This is a genomic window from Nitrospinota bacterium (genome assembly GCA_016208975.1).
Taxonomy (GTDB): Bacteria; Nitrospinota_A; UBA7883; order UBA7883; family JACRLM01; genus JACQXA01.
Window position 1 is genome coordinate 1,687,320 of record JACQXA010000004.1, and the last position, 17,049, is coordinate 1,704,368.

Here is a 17,049-nt window from a genome sequence, read left to right on the forward strand (position 1 = left end):
CCTCCTCAAATTATGAGCCATATTTTTTTAAGTAATGCCGCACGCCCTTAGCCTGACCCACGCGGAAATAACCTCCACCATGCTTACCCTGGGGGTTTTGCTGGCCATGGCCCGGCTTTTCGGCGAGATAGCCAAACGTATTAACCAGCCTGCGGTGGTGGGAGAAATTCTGGCGGGCATCATTCTGGGCCCCACCATTTGCGGAACCTTTTTCCCGGACATGGTGTCGTTCATCACCCCCACGGAACACGCCAAGCTTTTCCTGAACGGTTTTACTTCCGTGGCGGTGGCGCTGTTCCTCCTTGTCGCTGGCATAGAGGTGGACCTGACTTCGGTTTGGCGGCAGGGCAAAACCGCCATGACCGTGAGCGTACTGGGGATATTGACCCCGTTTACGCTGGGGATTTTTACAGTCATCCTCTTTCCGGAGACGCTGGCGCTTCCGAGCGGGGTGGATATGGGGATATACGCCCTGTTCTTCGCCACGGCCCTTTCCATATCCGCATTGCCGGTGATAGCCAAGACGCTCATGGACCTGGACATATACAGGACAGACATTGGAATGGTGGTAATAGCCTCCGCCATGCTGGACGACATCGTTGGTTGGATCATATTCGCCATGGTCCTGGGAATGATGGGGAGCGGCCTTGCCTCCACCATGCCCATTTGGGGCACGGTGGCGCTTGCCCTTTTGTTCGCCGGGGGGATGTTGACGGTGGGCAGGTTCTCGTTGAACCGGATATTGCCCATTCTCAACGAGCGCACGAGCTGGCCCGGCGGGGTGCTGGGGTTTGCTGTGTCCCTGGCCTTCATTGGCGCGGCGTTTACGGAGTGGATAGGCCTGCACGCGGTTTTCGGGGCATTCATGGTGGGTGTGGCGCTGGGCGACTCTCCCCATCTGCGGCAAAAGACCAAACAGACCATAGAGCAGTTCGTCTCGTTCATTTTCGCGCCGCTGTTTTTCGCCAGCATAGGCCTTAAAGTGAACTTCATAACAAATTTCGACCCGGCCCTTACTTTGATGGTGCTGGCCATAGCGTCTCTGGGGAAAATAGGGGGGTGCGGAGCCGGGGCCAGGTTTGCCGGGATGGGGGCGCGGGAGGCTTGGGCCATAGGCTTTGGCATGAACGCCCGGGGCGCCATGGAAATAATACTGGCCCTGCTGGCCCTTCAGGCGGGCATAATCGGCCAGACCATGTTCGTGGCGCTGGTGATTATGGCCATATTCACATCAATGGTCAGCGGGCCTGGCATGCAGGCCATCCTTGGGAGGAAAAGAGCCAGGAAACTGGAGGAGCATTTCTCCGAAAACGCTTTTGAAATGGCCATGCGCGCGGACACCAGGGAGGAAGCCATCGCCGAGCTTTCGTCGCTTCTGGCCGAGGAGACCGGCTTGGCCGCCGACAGGATTGAACAGGCTGTCCTGAGCCGGGAATTGATAATGCCCACGGGGCTGGACAACGGCATGGCCATACCCCACGCGAGGATAAAGGGGCTTTCCACGCCGGTGATAGCCGTGGGCCTTTCAGATTCCGGGGTGGATTTTGACGCCCGCGACGGCCAGCCTGCCCAGCTTGTGTTCCTTATATTGACACCGGAAGGGGACGACAAGGCCCAGATTGAGATACTGGCCCAGATAAGCAAATTGCTAAAAGACCCCGTTTGCAGGGAGAAGTTGAAAAAATCCAAAAATTTCCTGGAGTTCATGGCCGCCCTCAAACAAGGCGCCGCCGGTAAATAACACCACGGTTTGTTGAGTGGGAAGTTGAATGGCGCGGGCCGTTGTTATAGGATATTCATCAATCGGTGGCGGGCCGAATGGATCCGGAGGGGGGCCGTCAGCGGAAGGTTAAACTGGCAGTGGAGAAAAACCATGAAACAGATTTTTTTGTTGGCGGTATCGGTACTGATGGTTTCGGCTGGCTCATCGTTTGCGGATAGCGGGGCGGATATTTTTACCAAGAAGTGCAAAACCTGTCACGACACCCCCGGCTCCGGCAAGACAAAGCTTGGGCCAGACCTGGCTACAAGCAAGATGACCGAGGACCAGTTCGTAAAACAGGTGATGAACGGCTCCGAATGGGCCGGCCGGCCGGCGAAAATGGCCGGGTTTGAAATGAAGAAGATGATGCCCATAAAAGGCATCACCGACGCCGATGTGAAAGCCGTTTACAAGTTCGCCAAAGGCGGCAAGTAAACGCTTCACTCTCCTGAAGGAAATGGCGGCGCTGGCGCAATGCCTGCGCCGCTGGCTTTTCCGGCGCTTCACCCAACCCTTTCGCGCCTTGGCGCCGTAACTGATAATATGCCTGTGTCGGGGCGTAGCGCAGTCTGGTAGCGCATCTGCTTTGGGAGCAGAGGGCCGGAGGTTCAAATCCTCTCGCCCCGACCATTTTCCGGAAATCCCCCATTCATTCAGGCCACATAGCGTTTGACTATGGGAAGTAAGCTTTTCTCGTCGAAAGGTTTGGTCACATATCCATTGGCGCCAAGCCTGAACGCGTTTTCTTTGGCGGTGGCTGTCAAGTCGGCGGTGACGATTATGACGGGTATTTTAGCCGTCGCCGGGGTGGTCTTTATAATCTTTAGCAGATCCAGCCCGTCTATCTCCGGCATCATGATGTCCGCCAGAACAAGATTCGCCCCTATTTTCCCCAGAGTCTCCACGGCCTCCCTGCCCGACGCCGCTTCAAAAACCGTTACGCCTATCCGCTCCAGCTGGGCCCGTAACAGCCGCCGCGTGGCGGGCTCGTCCTCCACCACCAGCGCCACCGGTTGTTTGTCCGGAAGTGACGCGTGAAAAACGCTTCCCTTCCCCTCTTCCGATTCAACGGTCAGTTCGCCTCCTAGGGCGCTCATGATATCGTGGCTTAGCGGAAGCCCGAAGCCCGTGCCCACTTCACCCGCCGTTCCCGGAATGGACGTTTTTTCCTCGTGCCTGAAAAGTAGCGGCAGAAGCTGTTTTTTCACGCCCGTCCCATCATCGGCTACTGAAATGATTATACGGCCCCCCCCTTGCGCCGCGTTCAGGCGCACGGACTGGCCTGCATGGCTGAACTTTATGGCGTTGGTCAACAGGTTCTGGATGACTTCTTCAAGAAGGCCGCTGTCCGTATAAAGCCGCAAGCCGGAAGGGATTCCGTTGACGACAGTTATCCCCTTCTTTTCCGCAAGCTGGCTTATCTTGCTTATGACGGCGCCGGAAAGCTCACATGTATCGAAGAACCTGGGTTCGGGTTTTATCTTGCCCGTCTGGAGCCTGCTTATGTTCAACAACTCGTCAACGGTGCGGATCATCCGCTCCATGCTGTTGGCCACATGTCCCATGATCTCTTTCTCCCTTGCGCCCATCTGCGCCGTTCCGTCACCATCCATCAACCGGAGCAGGCTCATCGCGCTGGACATGGGTGACTTGAGGTCATGGGCGACAAGAGACACGAACTTGTCTTTCAGCTTGGTGGCGGCTTCAGCCTCCTCCTTGGCCCTTTTAAGCGCTTCTTCGGCGAGCTTGATTTCTGTTACGTCCTGCGCCACGCCGGATATTTTCCCCCGGCTCCTGAATATCTTAACGAACATGTGGATGTGCCGTGTCCGTCCACCAACGATAACCCTGAAATTGATGTCGGAACCGGCGAACTTTGTAATGGCGTTATCCAGCGCCACCTCCACAAAATCGCGGTCTTCCGGATGGCTGACATTTAGAAGTAACTCGTAAAGGCAGTCCATGGAACATTCGCGCCGCTCGGGGCCGAGGTTGAATATGCCCCTCATCTCGTCGGAAAGGGCCAGCCTGTTCGTGAGGACGTCCAGGTTGAAACTCCCGATGCGGGCTATCTTCTGCGCCTCGGCCAGGTTACTCTGCGCTTCAAGAAGCCTGTCTTCCGCGCGCTTGCGCCCGGTGATGTCCATGTTGCTGGCCCGGCGGCCCAGCCATTCCCCGTCTATGTCGAAAACGTTCTGACAACAATGGAGGATCCAGCGCTCCTCCCCGCTCTTGGTGGTTATCCTGAATTCCAGTTCGTGGTAACCGACGCCGCCGTGTATTGTACGGTAGTGCTTTTCAAGCGCTTCCCTGTCATCCGGATGGGTGATGCGGATTTCCAGGCTGTCGTCCTCCAAAAACTCCTCTCTGGAATAGCCGGAGATTCTCTGGCACGAGGGTGATATATAAAGAAGCCTTCCTTTCGGGCCGCGCCACTCTTCCCAGTTGAACGTATGGTCGGCCACTGTCCGGTATCGCCGTTCGCTCTCCTCCAGCGCCTTCTTGGCGAGGTTGCGCTCCGTTATGTCCCTGGCGACACCGGCGGCCCACCATTTGTCCCTGTACCAGAGGGCGGAAATGGAAAGTTCCATCGGGAACTCATCACCGCTCTTGCGCATGCCCGCAACCTGGATGGTCTTGCCGATGATAGGCCCGTGGCCCGTGGCGGCGAAATTGGAAAGCCCCTCGCAGTGGGCTTCCCGTAACCTTTCGGGTATGACCAGGCTGGAGATCAGCTGGCCCACGGCTTCCGCGGACGTATATCCAAAAATCCTTTCCGCCGCCGGGTTCCAGAAGTTTATAATTCCGGCGCTGTCTATCATGATGATGGCGTCGTTCACCGAGGATGTGACCGTACGTAGCGTCTCCTCGCTTTTTCTTATGGCGTCCTCCGCGGCCCTGCCCTCCGTAAGGTCTCGTATGGCGGTTATCCGCGCCTCCTCCCCGCCGATGACTATGGACTTGCCGCGGATTTCAAGGGGGAATACGGAGCCGTCTTTCCTCAATCCCATTATTTCGTAGGGCCTTTCGTAGCCGGAAAGCATGTTGTTCTTGACGATCCCTCGGTACTCCGGGGCCGTAAGCTCCAGCGCCGAAGCGCCGATAAGCTCTTCACGGGAATAACCGAACATCCTTGTGAAGAAACTGTTCACGTCCAGGAATTTTCCGTTACGCGAGATGACTATGCCCTCAAAGGCCGCTTCGTTGAGCCGTTCAAGCCTCTCCTCGCTCTCCCGCAACGCCTGCTCGGCATTCTCGTGTTCTTTAATCTTGGTCAGCAGAGCCGCGTTGGTCTCGTCCAGTTTTAGCTTTTCGCTGGAGACCTGCTCTAAAAGTATGGTGTTTTCGAACCTGATTAAAAGCGAGGTGTTGGCCGAATTGTTCATCTCCCTGGCCAATATTGTCATAAGTATCCCGTAGGCCCCCACCAATAAACCTGTGGCAAGGCTGGTCTCGTCCGCCTCCAGAACAAGCTTCACCGCCAGCGGAACCAGCAAAGGAATAACATAAGCGTAGAAAACCCCCATTACCACCGAATCGGCCACCACCGCCCCTATTGCCATACCGCCCAGCACCAGCACCGTGAATATCTTGTGGGACAAAAGTTGCACAGGCATGAGGATAAGCGCAGCCGACCCCCATATGGCGCCGGAGATGAAAGCGGAAGCCATATACAGATTCTTCCATTTCCCAGCGCTGGAGACATCCACATCGGCGCGCCTGAACTTTACAACCATTGCCATTCTTGCCGCCGTAATGGCCCACACGAATGCTACCCACGCGATAATTAACGGATGGTCAACGGCGTCCCACTGGACGGCGGCCATGATTATTGAATTGAGGATGTTGGCGGCTATCACTACGTTTGCATGGGCAAAAAGGAGCTTTATTCTTTCGATGGATATGGCTTGGCCGACGGGAGTTTTATTCGAAGAAAAGCCGTTAAAGGATAAATTCTTCATAGCTCAACACTCGAATAGGTTACGGCTAATAAAATCAGCACAGAAACGGCATGAAGGAATGATTTTATTTTGTAAATGATTGTAACACAATTTCTTGCTACCGCCAAATAAAAAATGCCTCGCTTTTCAAAATGCGGCTGGCAACCCACAATCCTGTCCCATGTCAGGCTTCAAACCCCTATTGTTCAACTCCACCCTAGGCATAACCTTAGCGGTTATGTAAAATGGGCTTCCCGCGAAGTTTAGGCGACATCTTTCATTTTCAAAAACAGGGTATGGCGCAATGAGGATTTTCCGCACAAAATTTGTTGAATGCGACGAAGGTGAAGGGGCCGGGCTAAGCCGTGTCCTTACCGCGTTCGACCTTACGTTCCTGGGGATAGGGGCGATAATCGGCACGGGCATTTTCGTGCTTACCGGCATCGCCGCCGCCACCCAGTCGGGCCCGGCGGTTATCCTCTCCTTCGTGGTGGCGGGGGTGGCTTGCGCCTTCGCCGCGCTGGCCTACGCGGAGCTGGCCTCGGCGGTGGGGGGGTGCGGTAGCGCCTACGGATACAGCTATGCCGCGTTCGGCGAGCTGGTGGCCTGGATAATAGGGTGGGACCTGATATTGGAATACGCCGTGTCCGTGGCGGCGGTGGCCAACGGATGGTCCGGCTATTTCAACAACGCCCTTACGGCCATGGGGCTGGGTTTGCCGGAGTCCCTTACAAAGGCGCCGGAATTGGGCGGGATAATAAACCTGCCGGCGGCGGGGATAGTGCTTATATTGATGGCCCTGTTGTGCGCCGGGGTGAAGCAAAGCGCCCGCTCCAACAATGTTATGGTGGTGGTTAAGCTAGCCACCATTTTCGTGTTCATAGTGGTGGCCGCGTTCAACGTAAATCCCGCCAACTGGGACCCGTTCATGCCTTTCGGATGGAGCGGAACGAGCCCGGAAGGCAAACCCGTAGGGGTTTTCGCCGGGGCTTCCATCGTGTTTTTCGCCTATGTGGGGTTCGACGCTGTTTCCACGGCCGTGGAAGAGGCCAAAAACCCCAGGAGAGACGTGCCCATTGGCATCATAGGTTCACTGGTTTTCTGCACCGTTATCTACATAGTGGTTTCGGGCCTTCTTACCGGCATTGTGCCCTACACGGAGCTTAACGTGGCTTCGCCGGTTTCCCACGCCCTCCAGCTTATCGGGTTCCAGTGGGCCTCGGCCATGGTGGCGACTGGGGTCATCGCGGGGCTCACCACGGTGATGCTGGTGCTGTATTACGCGTTGACCCGGATAGTGTTCTCCATGTCCCGCGACGGGCTGTTATCGCCGATTTTCTCCACCGTCCATCCCGCCACAAAGACTCCTGTGAGGGTGATAATCCTGTGCGGAATAATAATGTCCATCATCGCCGGGCTTATCCCATTGGGTGAATTGGCGGAACTGGTGAACATCGGCACCCTGGCGGCCTTCGTGCTGGTGTGTTTCGGGGTTCTGGCGCTCCGGTGGACCCGCCCCGAACTGGAAAGGCCCTTCAAGACCCCCTTCAGCCCCCTGTTTCCGATCCTGGGAATGCTGTCGTGCGGGGCGTTGATGGCCTTCCTGCCAGCGATAACATGGCTCAGGTTCATTGTATGGCTGGTGATAGGCGTAATCATTTACTTCTCTTATTCCTTCCATCACAGCAAGCTTAACGTTAAGGAATAGGGGCTGGTTTTCCCCGATTCCTTAAAAACGTTACTGGTTAAAAAGCTTAAAAAAAGTTATCATATGCCAGTGGGGCAGAGAGGGTTTTGGGCCCCTTATTTTATAGCGGGGCGAGAGGCGCCATGGGGCCGGTATCGCTCTTCGGCCTGTTGATTAAGCCGTTATTACCAGGATTTGGACGATGAGTAGGCAAACAGGGCGTTTCATAATTCCTCTTATCGCTTTTCTATTTACCATTGTCTGGTCAGCGTTTTCATTCGCGGACACTGCCATCGGCGCAAAAGTCACTTTCGTCCAGGGCAGGGTCACCGTATTGACTGTGGATTCCAGGGAACTGACCCTCAAACTCGGAATGACCGTGCGGGCGGGGGACAGGGTGCGCACATCGGAAAGCGGCACAGCCGAAGTGGAGTTCGACAATGGCGACCTGATCCGTATAGATAAAAACACCGACATGGTGATCAAGTCTCTCCACCGCAATCCCAAGGGCTCCAGTTTTTCCATATTCAGCCTGTTAGTAGGCAGGGTGAAATCATCGGTCTCCAAGCTGGTGGACACGGCCTCCAAGTTCGAATATCACACCAAGGCCGCCATATGCGGCGTGGCGGGCACTCCTCCTTTCGTGGTGGAAGCGGTGGGGGACACCACCCATGTGGACCTGCTGGGCGCTCCTGGCGAAAGGGGCGCGGTGTATGTCCAGGGGTTCGACCCCGCGACCACCATGGTGACTGTATTCTCCTCCACCCGCACCACCGTCAGTTTGGGAAACGCGCCGGTTAATCCTTTCCCGATCACCCAGGACAGGTTCATGCAGTTGAACAGGGCCCTGCCGTTCCGCACCCCTGTTAAGCCCAGGGAGCCAGCCCCGGTGGTTAGGGAGGTAAAACCCGAGCCTAAAAAAGAGGTAAAACCGGAACAGCCCGCGGAGATTGTCCCAGAGGAAGTTCCCCCCGTGGAGCCTGAAAAACCGGTGGAGCCGGAGAAACCGGTAACGCCCGAGGGGGGCCAACAACCAGGTGATACAACGGGCCAGCCGCAAAATGGCGGTGGCGGGGCAGAGCAGGGAGCGCTTATGGCTCCTCAGGAGCCTAAACTGTTGACCACCCCTGCCGTGATAGACACTGGCCTTACCGGCGGGGCCGCGGGTTTCGGCGGCGCCCAGGAGACTATGGTGTTAAACAACATCAGCAGGACTGTGAGCCTGCCCAAGGTCGCCGCGCCGGACCAGACCAACTCCCAGGCGTCCATAGAGAACCAGGCGTCCTCGCAACAGGGCGTCATCGGCCAGCAGACCACCACATCCGGGGCCGCGGCGCCGCCCCCATTAACCGCTCCCGTCCACATACAGGTTATTTTGAAATGACCATATGAAAATAAAACCAGACCGCTTTCTTTACGCCTGGGCCATCGTTTTGATGGCTCTTTCCTCGCCAGCCACCGCCCAGGAGGAGGGCGTTCCCGTAAAGAACCCGTGGCTTCTCACAATCTCCTCCAACTATGGCAAGTGGAGCGCCTCCGATGTGACAAGCGACGGGAACCAGGCGCTGGGGCTGGTCCAGCTTTCCTACTCGCCGGGGGATTGGGGCGCGGCGGTCTCCGGCACTTACGCAAAGACATCGTACAAATCCGCCACCAGCGAAAACCGGTTCGACGTTTCAACCCTGGCGGATTCGGACCTTTCCCTGTTCTATATGTACAAAACCGGCGGTTTGACACTAAGGGGCGGGCTGGACGCGCGCCTTCCCACGGGCAAACACAGCTTTTCCACCGAACAGCTGGCCACCGTGATGGTGGACGAGCTGAACCAGGAGTTGATGCTGTTGAACACATATGGCGGCGGGCTGAACATAATCCCCAACCTGGTGGCGGTTTTCAGCGTGAAGCCTTTCACTTTCGGCGCCGGTTTGCGGTATGAACTCACCGGGGAGTACGACCCCACCACCGACACCGAGGGTGACAATTTCAACCCGGGGGACCGTCTGCTGGCGCTGGTGAACGGCTCGTTCTCTTTCAGCGATAGCGATATTGTGATGCTCACCCTTTCATATCTCAACCTGACCCGGGACAAGCAGGGCGGGGCGGACGTGTTCAGGCAGGGTGACACATACTCGGCGGATATGAAATATTTCCGCGCATGGGGGGATATGTTCACCTCCATACTGGGCGTCACTTACAAGACCCAGGCAAAGAACGAATCGCTCTCGTCGGAAAGTTTCCTGTTAAGCGAAGCGTCCAACTCCAACAATAACATCCTGGACATCTACGCCAACGGCACATACAGGTATTCGAAAGAAATAGCTATCCAGGGTGTGGTTGGCGTGAAGTTTGTGGGGGCCAACGGCTACCTGGAGGATGACCCCTTATACGACGCGGGGCTGGATAAAATATATGTGGAGCCGGGGGTTACCTGGTATTTCACCGAAAGCGCTTATGTGAGCGGCAAAATCCGCTATTCAAGGATAAAGAACAAGAAAGACGCCCTTTCCGAGGCGGACGCGGTTTATTCGCTATATAACGCCGATGTCTCCTTCGTTTACGGGTTTTAGCGGGCGGGCCGCGCTGGAGAAGGGGGCGCCTCCGCGCCGCCCGGCGCGCATTCCAACCCCCACAGCCAAAGGAGCGTGTGACCCACTGTGTGGCCGCTAAAACGTATCTATTTCATCCTCCTGGCCGCCATGATGGCGCTGGCTTTCAAACCCCCATTCTTTATAGAAGCTTTCGAGCTTAAAATTTACGACCTGCTCATCCGTTATTCCGCCCCGAACCAGCCGGATCCGAGGATTGTAATCGTAGGCATTGACCAAAAATCCCTCGACAATTTCGGCCGGTGGCCATGGTCCCGGGACGTGATAGGAAGGCTGGTGGAAAAGCTGGCGGGGTACGGCGTAAAGGTCACCGCGTTGGATATGACCTTCTCCTCCCAGGCGGACACCGCCACCCGCGACATTTTAGAAAAAGTGGGGCAGGCGGCGGTAAGGACCGGCGCAGTGGAGAAGATCCCGTCGTTCAACCAGGAGCTGGAAAAACTCAGGCAGGAAACGCAAAAAGACATGGCGCTGGCCGGTTCCATGCGCAAGGCGGGCAACGTGGTTACGGGTTTCGTGTTCCACGGCATGGACGAGGCCGAGTATTCCGCCGAGGTGGAAGAGCGGAAACTGCCCATCGTGCAACCGTTCCGCATAAAACTTGTCCAGCGGGACTCGGAAAGCCGGGACGCTTCCCTGCTGTCGCTGGCGGCGGGGGTGGAGCCCAACATCCAGGCCATCCAGGAGGCAGGCTCCGCCACCGGTTTCCTCAATACCCTCACTGACGAGGACGGCGTAATCCGCGCCCATCCCATGGTGATGGAGTATAAAGGGGACCTGTACCCATCCCTGGGGCTGGCCGCGGCGGCGGCTTATTCAGGCGACACCGGAGACATCCAGGCCTACTTCGCCGATGGCATGTTCGACGGCGTTGCCATAGGCGACTCGTTCATCAAGATGGACCATTACGGCAGGATATTCCTTAAATATCTCGGCGGGGTGGATACTTTCCCAACCATTTCGGCGGCGGATGTATTGCTGAAACCGGTGGACGACGAGGGCTTGCGCCGGAAACTTTCGGGCAAGCTCGCTTTTGTGGGCGCCACCGCCACGCAGATATACGACCTCCGCGTTACCCCCATCGGTTACACCGCCGGGGTGCAGGTGCAGGCCACCTCCGCCTCCAACGCCCTCACTGGGCAGGTGATAAGCAAGGAAGCGTGGCAGACCCTTTACGACCCGGTACTCACTGCAGTGGCGGGGATGGCGCTTTTCTTCATCCTGCGCCGCGTGCGGGTGGCGCTGGGGCTGGCGCTGACGGCGGCCATGCTGGCGCTCCTGGTGGCGTTCAACTACTACATGTTCGCGGAAAACCATCTTTGGCTCAACTCCGTCACCCCCGGCATGATGATCCTTTTCGGATTCATCACCATAACCACGCACCAGTACATTACGGAGCAGAAATCCAAACGTTTCATCAAGGACGCTTTCGGCAGGTATCTCTCCCCCAAGGTTATAAACCAGATAATAGACAACCCCGGCCTGTTGAAACTGGGGGGCGACAAAAGGGTTATGACCGCATATTTTTCCGATGTGGCGGGATTTACCACCGTATCCGAAAAGCTCCCCCCCACCGAGCTTGTGCTGTTGCTCAACGAGTACCTCTCGGCCATGACCGACATAATCCACACCTTCGACGGGACCGTGGACAAATACGAGGGGGACGCCATAATAGCCTTCTGGAACGCCCCCATAATGGTGGAGAACCACGCGGAGCTTTGCGTGCGCTCCGCTGTGGCAATGCAGAGGAAGCTTGAGGCCATGCGCGGCAAATGGCGCTCCGAAGGAAGGGACGAACTGCACGTGCGGATGGGCATTAACACCGGCCCCATGGTAGTGGGCAACATGGGATCCCGCGAGCGGATGGACTATACCATGATGGGGGACTCGGTGAACCTGGCCGCGCGGCTGGAGGGGGTGAACAAATATTACGGAACTTACATCCTCGTCTCCCAGTTCACCCGCGACATGGTGGCCGACAGGTTCCTGTGCCGGGAGCTGGACATGGTGAGGGTGCAGGGCAAGAAAGAGGCCATAAAGCTTTACGAGGTGGTGGAAGCCATGGAAGACTCCATCGAGACCCAGCGGCGTTTCGTGGAGATGTTCCACCGCGCCATAAGGACCTTCCGCGACATGGATTTCCTGAAGGCCCAGGAGTTGTTCTCCGCCTGTGACAAACTTAAAAAGGGGGGTGACGGCGCCTGCAAGCTATACCTTAAACGTTGCGCCGAGCTTATCGCCTCCCCGCCCGCCCAGGATTGGGACAGGGTGTACGACATGGCCAAGTAACTTGCGGGTTGTAACGCAGGTTTAAACCTCGCCGATCTCCCCCTGTTTGGAGTACAGGGCAAGCTGGTTCTTCCCCTTGCTTTTCGCCAGGTACATCGCCTCGTCGGCCAGTTTCAATAGGGTCTGCGCGTCTTTGGCCATGCCGGGGTATATGGATATGCCAAGGCTCGCGCCAATGACTATGTCGTGGCCTTTCAGGTTGAAAGGCTCCTTGAATTCGGCGAGAATTTTCTCCCCCACCCGCATAAAATCCTCCTCGGAGCGGGCGCCCTCCAGAAGCACAACGAATTCGTCCCCTCCAAGGCGGGAGATTGTGTCCTCCTCCCGCAAGGTCGCCACCAGCCGCAAGGCCACGCCCTGCAAAAGCATGTCGCCGGCCTCGTGGCCGCAGGAGTCGTTGATGGCCTTGAACCCGTCCAGGTCCATGAAAATTATGCCCAGCTTTGTGCGGCCCCGCCTGGCCTTGGCGATGGCGTGGGATATCCGGTCACTAAACAGCGACCTGTTGGGAAGCCCCGTGAGGGGGTCGTGATTGGCCCGGTAGCTTATCTCGTCCTCCTGGTTCTTGCGCTCGGTAATGTCGTGGAAAACGGCCACGTACAGCGCCTGGCCCCCCTCCTCCCCGGGAATTTTGCTGATGCTCATCCATTGCGAATACACCTCGCCGCTTTTTTTCCGGTTCCACACCTCGCCTTTCCACTGCCCTTCCGCCAGGATTTTCTCCCACATCTCCCGGTAAAATTCCTGCCCGTGCCGGTCGGACTTGAAAATCCTTGGTGTGAAGCCTATCACTTCGTCGGCGGAGTAACCGGTTATCCATGTGAAAGCCGGGTTTACGGAAAGGATCTTGGCGGACGAGTCGGTTATCATCACGCCGTCCAAAGTGCTTTCGAAAACCTTGGCCGCCAGGCGCAACTGGGTTTCCGCCGCTTTTATGCCTGTGATGTCCCGCCCGTAAATGTTCACCACCCGGTGTTCAAGTATGGGCACGAAGCTAAGGGTGTATTGCCGGCCGGAAGCCATGGCTTCAATTTCTATATGATTGCCGCTCTCGATGGCGCGCTGTATCACTTCGTTTACATACGCGGGAACAAATCCGCCGATGTCCACTCCCCATTTGGCCAGCAATGGCCTTGCGCCGGTGTTGGCGTATGTCAGGGCGCCTTCCGCGGTCATCTTCATTACCGGGTGCGGATTGAGGTCCGGGAACTTGGCCATCTTCAGGATTTCTTCTTCGGCCTGCTTGACGGCGGATATGTCGTGCCCGTAGATGTTTATGTAGCCAGCGTCCGGGAAGGGTTTGAAGGTCATGGCGTAGGTCTTGCCGGCCACCTCCACTTCCATGTCCAATGTCCTGTCGGCCTTGAAGGCCCTGGCCGCTTTTTTGCGCAGTTCCCCCTCCGCCACCTCGCCCCTTTCCGCTCCCCAATGCTGGAGTAGTGGCGAACTGGCTTCGTTGGCGAAAAGTACCAGGCCCTCCGGGCCCATCCTCATCACCGGATGGGGGTTCCGCTCGGCGAAGGAGGCTATGGAGGCGATCTTGGCCTCGGCGTCTCTCCTTTCCGTGGCGTCCCGCGCCACGCCAAGAAGATAGCCGTCCGGAAGAAGCTTGGCGCTGATATCGGCGTAAACCAGCGAGCCGTCTTTTTTCTTTAGCCGCCGTTCGGCGGATAGGACCTTGCCGGACATCAATTCGTCAAACCTCACCGGCTTGGCCTTCAGGTCATCCGGATGGACTATGTCGGTTATTTTCAGTTTCTGGAGTTCTTCAATGGAATAGCCCAGCAGGTTCAAACCGGCTGGGTTGGCCTCCAGGTAACGCCCCTGGCTGTCCGTCACGAATATCCCCTCGGCGGCCTGCTCCAGGACAACCTTGCTCCGGCCCTCGATTTTCGCCAGGAGCTCCTCGGCCCGTTTGCGCTCCAGTATGGCGGCAAGAAAATCCGCCACGCCCCTGATGGCGGCAACCGTGGCCGGTGGCACGTTCCTGCTCCGCTGGTCTCCCAGGGAAACCACCCCAAGCACATGCCCCCGGGCTTTTATGGGGACGCACACGAAAGCCCGCGTTTTGAGCTTTCTTAATTCCGGCGAACTGTACTCGGCCCTGTCCAGCGCGTTGGTCTCCACAATCTCCCGCCCGGTGGAGGCCACTATTCCAGACAGTGACTGGTTTAACGGAACCCTTATAGGCGGCTCCGCCAGCCCGTCGTTTGAGCCCATGAATACCATCTCCCCATTCTGCTGGTCATAAAGCTCTATGGCCGTGTTGGGGAAGCCGAAAAGCTCCGACATGATCCTGGGCGCCTGTTCATAGATGGATTCTATGTTCTTTACCCCGATGAACACCCGGGCGATGCTATTTATGGCGTCCAGCGCCATCTCCGCGTTGAACCGGGTGGTGACATCCCTGCAAACGCCCCTGTACCCGGAGATGGCTCCGGTGGCGTCGGTTATGGGCCAGCCGCTTACTTCCAGGACGCGTTCCTCGCCGTCGCCAGCTTTTAAGCGGGCTCTTATGTTCGTAAACCGGGTGTTGGATAGCAGGCTTTCAAGGATGTCGGTCTGGTCTATCTCGCCGGTACGGAAGAAATCCACCATGAACCTTCCCAGAGCGCTCTCCGGCGTAACGCCCAGGATATTTTCCACGTAGGAGTTCGTATAGGTGAACCTTAACGCCGTGTCCACCTCCCATATCCATTCCCCGGCGCTCTCGGCCACGTCGGAAAGCCTTTTTTCCGAATCCCGCAGGCTCTTCTCCGCGGCTCTTTTCCCGGCCATAAGGCGGCGTTTTTCCTCCTCCGCGGATATGGCCGTTAGTATTTCATCCACGAACCGCCCATTCCGGTCGCGTAACACAAAGTTTGTGCTTAATGTGTTTAGCGCCGCGGTAGCTACGTCGTTATCGGCGTCGCCGATGATGATTTTTAGAGGGGCGAAAGGTTTTTGGAATGAAAGGCGGTAAAGCAGGCTGGATAGTTCCCTGTCGGCGAAAGCCTGCCAGTCCACTATAACAGCGTCGTAATCGCCGGATTTTATCCGTGAGGCTCCTTCGATGTCCGTGGCGGCGGTATCTATCAGGAAGCCCTTTAAGGCGAACTTCTCCTCCAGGAAACTTCTGCGGACAGCTTCCTGATCCACATAAAGTACACGAGTCACATTGACCACCCCGACTATCCTGCCCCCGTTCCCACCCGGGGACATTTTATTCAGCCTGTTTACAATATACCCGACAAACCAATGGGATACAACCATCGAAAGCGATGATAATGTAATACTCTATTACTGGTATATATAAAATGCCTTATATGCCGAAACGGACTTTAAGACGGCCTAACGCTTCTTCTCTTCCGAATCGCGTCTTCAGGGCCTGCATGGCTTTTTCTGTCATGGATTTTTTCTGTTTAACGGTGGAGGCCGCCGCTTTCTTTAGCGCCGAAGCCACCATGGATGGGGAGGAGTATCCGCATTGCTGGCCCGGCGCGTAGAACGACGGCTCACTGCAAAAAAACTGGTCGGCCACCACATGCTCCATTTTGATAAACCCATCCTCGCAAAGCAGGCCGGTATGGCCGCCCCAGAAGTTGGCTATCAATGGAAGGCCAGCCAGGGCCGCTTCCGCCAATGGCAGGCCCAAGCCCTCGCCCAGGCTGGCGGAGACATAGAAGTCGAAATCTTTATACATGGCCAGCAGGTTTCCCCTCTCCATCCATCCGGTTTCAATATGGATGTCTTCCCTTGGGGATTTCCATTGGCACGATGGCGAGGTCTTGATCACAAGCCGGGCCTCGCCCGCGCGGGGGAAGGCCAATTGAAAACCCTCCATAAGAAGGTGGAAACCCTTGCGGAAATGGGGCTCGCCGCAGGAGAGGAATTTTACCGGCCCTGCCGTTCCCCATGCCGTTTTGGCGGGGACGGTTTCCAGATCCAGCGCCGGGGGCATAAATACCACGGGAGTTGTTACTCCGCTTCGCTCCAACACGGTTTTTACGTGATGGCTGGGCGCCCACACCTCGTGGAACTGGTTAAGCCTTGCGGCCCATTGCGCCGGATACCGGCTCCATTCGTGGTAGGGCGCGGCGACGTTCACCGCGCCGGGAACGGGGGTGAAACATGGGCCGATGGTAAGATGGATAATCACCTTGCCGCTAAATTCTTTTTCAGCCTGTTGGCGTTCCTCGTCTGTCTCAGGGGTTTTAACCTGTATGGCCGGGACGCCGATGGACTGGAACGAAAGGAGATAAAGGGAGCCTATGATTTTGTAACTGCCCCGGTGGAGGTCCGTGAATATCACCACGCCCGCCGACGGGTCCAGGGGTTCCATTCGGCTCATTTGCAAGTCAGCCAGTTCAGGGTTTTAAGAGCGCGCCGCCGGGCGCTGGGGGAAATCCGCCGGAGCGGTTAGCCCACCCGGCCGAAATCATCCTTAAGGCGGATAATGTCGTCTTCACCGAAATAGTCCCCCATCTGCACCTCCACGAACACCAGCGGTTCCGCGCCGGTGTTTTCGATCCTGTGCAACGCCTCCCGGGGTATGTCTATGGAATGATGGGGAAGAAGGGTGACATCGCGCCCGTCCAGGGTAACCTTGGCCACGCCGCTAACCACCACCCAATGCTCCGACCGGCGCAGATGTTTTTGCAGGCTTATCCGCTTGCCGGGCAGTACGATGATGCGTTTTACCTTGTGGTCTGCCGTGTCCAGCAATACCTCGTAGCGGCCCCATGGGCGCTCGCCGATTTTATCTTCCACCATTTCTTCGATTGG

Annotated in this window: 10 protein-coding genes and 1 tRNA gene; 7 read left to right on the forward strand and 4 right to left on the reverse strand. The window is 56.9% G+C overall.

What is annotated here, in order from left to right; all coding sequences use genetic code 11:
* The first annotated feature begins 34 nt into the window (after positions 1–34).
* From HY751_11820 to HY751_11830, 3 genes are all read left to right on the forward strand, one after another.
* Positions 35–1,741, forward strand: coding sequence for a cation:proton antiporter (locus HY751_11820; GenBank protein MBI4667083.1), 1,707 nt, complete (start codon positions 35–37; stop codon positions 1,739–1,741).
* Positions 1,742–1,873: 132 nt separating this feature from the next.
* Complete coding sequence (locus tag HY751_11825; protein ID MBI4667084.1) at positions 1,874–2,197, forward strand: cytochrome c; 324 nt, start codon at positions 1,874–1,876, stop codon at positions 2,195–2,197.
* A gap of 118 nt (positions 2,198–2,315) precedes the next feature.
* Positions 2,316–2,392: transfer RNA gene (locus tag HY751_11830), tRNA-Pro, on the forward strand.
* Between the two features lie 23 nt (positions 2,393–2,415).
* Here the strand turns inward: HY751_11830 and HY751_11835 are convergent.
* Entirely contained in the window at positions 2,416–5,724 is a 3,309-nt protein-coding gene (locus HY751_11835) for a PAS domain S-box protein (protein ID MBI4667085.1), read from the reverse strand.
* Positions 5,725–6,007: 283 nt separating this feature from the next.
* Between HY751_11835 and HY751_11840 the strand changes: the two genes are divergently transcribed.
* From HY751_11840 to HY751_11855, 4 genes are all read left to right on the forward strand, one after another.
* Complete coding sequence (locus tag HY751_11840; GenBank protein MBI4667086.1) at positions 6,008–7,411, forward strand: amino acid permease; 1,404 nt, start codon at positions 6,008–6,010, stop codon at positions 7,409–7,411.
* A gap of 181 nt (positions 7,412–7,592) precedes the next feature.
* A complete protein-coding gene (locus HY751_11845; protein ID MBI4667087.1) occupies positions 7,593–8,774 on the forward strand; it encodes a FecR domain-containing protein in 1,182 nt (393 codons plus the stop codon).
* Positions 8,775–8,778: 4 nt separating this feature from the next.
* Positions 8,779–9,957, forward strand: coding sequence for a hypothetical protein (locus HY751_11850; GenBank protein ID MBI4667088.1), 1,179 nt, complete (start codon positions 8,779–8,781; stop codon positions 9,955–9,957).
* Positions 9,958–10,044: 87 nt separating this feature from the next.
* Positions 10,045–12,285 carry an adenylate/guanylate cyclase domain-containing protein gene (locus HY751_11855; GenBank protein MBI4667089.1) on the forward strand — a complete coding sequence of 747 codons (2,241 nt, stop codon included), beginning with the start codon at positions 10,045–10,047 and terminating at the stop codon, positions 12,283–12,285.
* A gap of 21 nt (positions 12,286–12,306) precedes the next feature.
* Here the strand turns inward: HY751_11855 and HY751_11860 are convergent, their stop codons facing one another.
* The 3 genes from HY751_11860 to HY751_11870 all read right to left on the reverse strand — a co-directional run bounded on the left by HY751_11860 (position 12,307) and on the right by HY751_11870 (position 17,037).
* Positions 12,307–15,486, reverse strand: a complete 3,180-nt coding sequence (locus HY751_11860; protein ID MBI4667090.1) for a PAS domain S-box protein — start codon at positions 15,484–15,486, stop codon at positions 12,307–12,309.
* A 100-nt stretch (positions 15,487–15,586) separates the two neighbouring features.
* Positions 15,587–16,615 (reverse strand): glycosyltransferase, encoded by a 1,029-nt coding sequence (locus HY751_11865; protein ID MBI4667091.1) that lies wholly within the window; start codon positions 16,613–16,615, stop codon positions 15,587–15,589.
* A 68-nt stretch (positions 16,616–16,683) separates the two neighbouring features.
* Positions 16,684–17,037: a phosphomannose isomerase type II C-terminal cupin domain gene (locus HY751_11870; protein ID MBI4667092.1), complete on the reverse strand. Its 354-nt coding sequence runs from the start codon at positions 17,035–17,037 to the stop codon at positions 16,684–16,686.
* Positions 17,038–17,049 lie beyond the last annotated feature (12 nt).

Excerpts from the sequence above, each read along its gene's own strand:
- HY751_11840 (MBI4667086.1), top strand. The coding sequence starts at position 6,008 with ATGAGGATTTTCCGCACAAAATTTGTTGAATGCGACGAAGGTGAAGGG.
- HY751_11865 (MBI4667091.1), bottom strand. The coding sequence starts at position 16,615 with ATGAGCCGAATGGAACCCCTGGACCCGTCGGCGGGCGTGGTGATATTC.
- HY751_11850 (MBI4667088.1), top strand. The coding sequence starts at position 8,779 with ATGAAAATAAAACCAGACCGCTTTCTTTACGCCTGGGCCATCGTTTTG.
- HY751_11860 (MBI4667090.1), bottom strand. The coding sequence starts at position 15,486 with ATGTCCCCGGGTGGGAACGGGGGCAGGATAGTCGGGGTGGTCAATGTG.
- HY751_11820 (MBI4667083.1), top strand. The coding sequence starts at position 35 with ATGCCGCACGCCCTTAGCCTGACCCACGCGGAAATAACCTCCACCATG.
- HY751_11870 (MBI4667092.1), bottom strand. The coding sequence starts at position 17,037 with ATGGTGGAAGATAAAATCGGCGAGCGCCCATGGGGCCGCTACGAGGTA.
- HY751_11835 (MBI4667085.1), bottom strand. The coding sequence starts at position 5,724 with ATGAAGAATTTATCCTTTAACGGCTTTTCTTCGAATAAAACTCCCGTC.
- HY751_11825 (MBI4667084.1), top strand. The coding sequence starts at position 1,874 with ATGAAACAGATTTTTTTGTTGGCGGTATCGGTACTGATGGTTTCGGCT.
- HY751_11845 (MBI4667087.1), top strand. The coding sequence starts at position 7,593 with ATGAGTAGGCAAACAGGGCGTTTCATAATTCCTCTTATCGCTTTTCTA.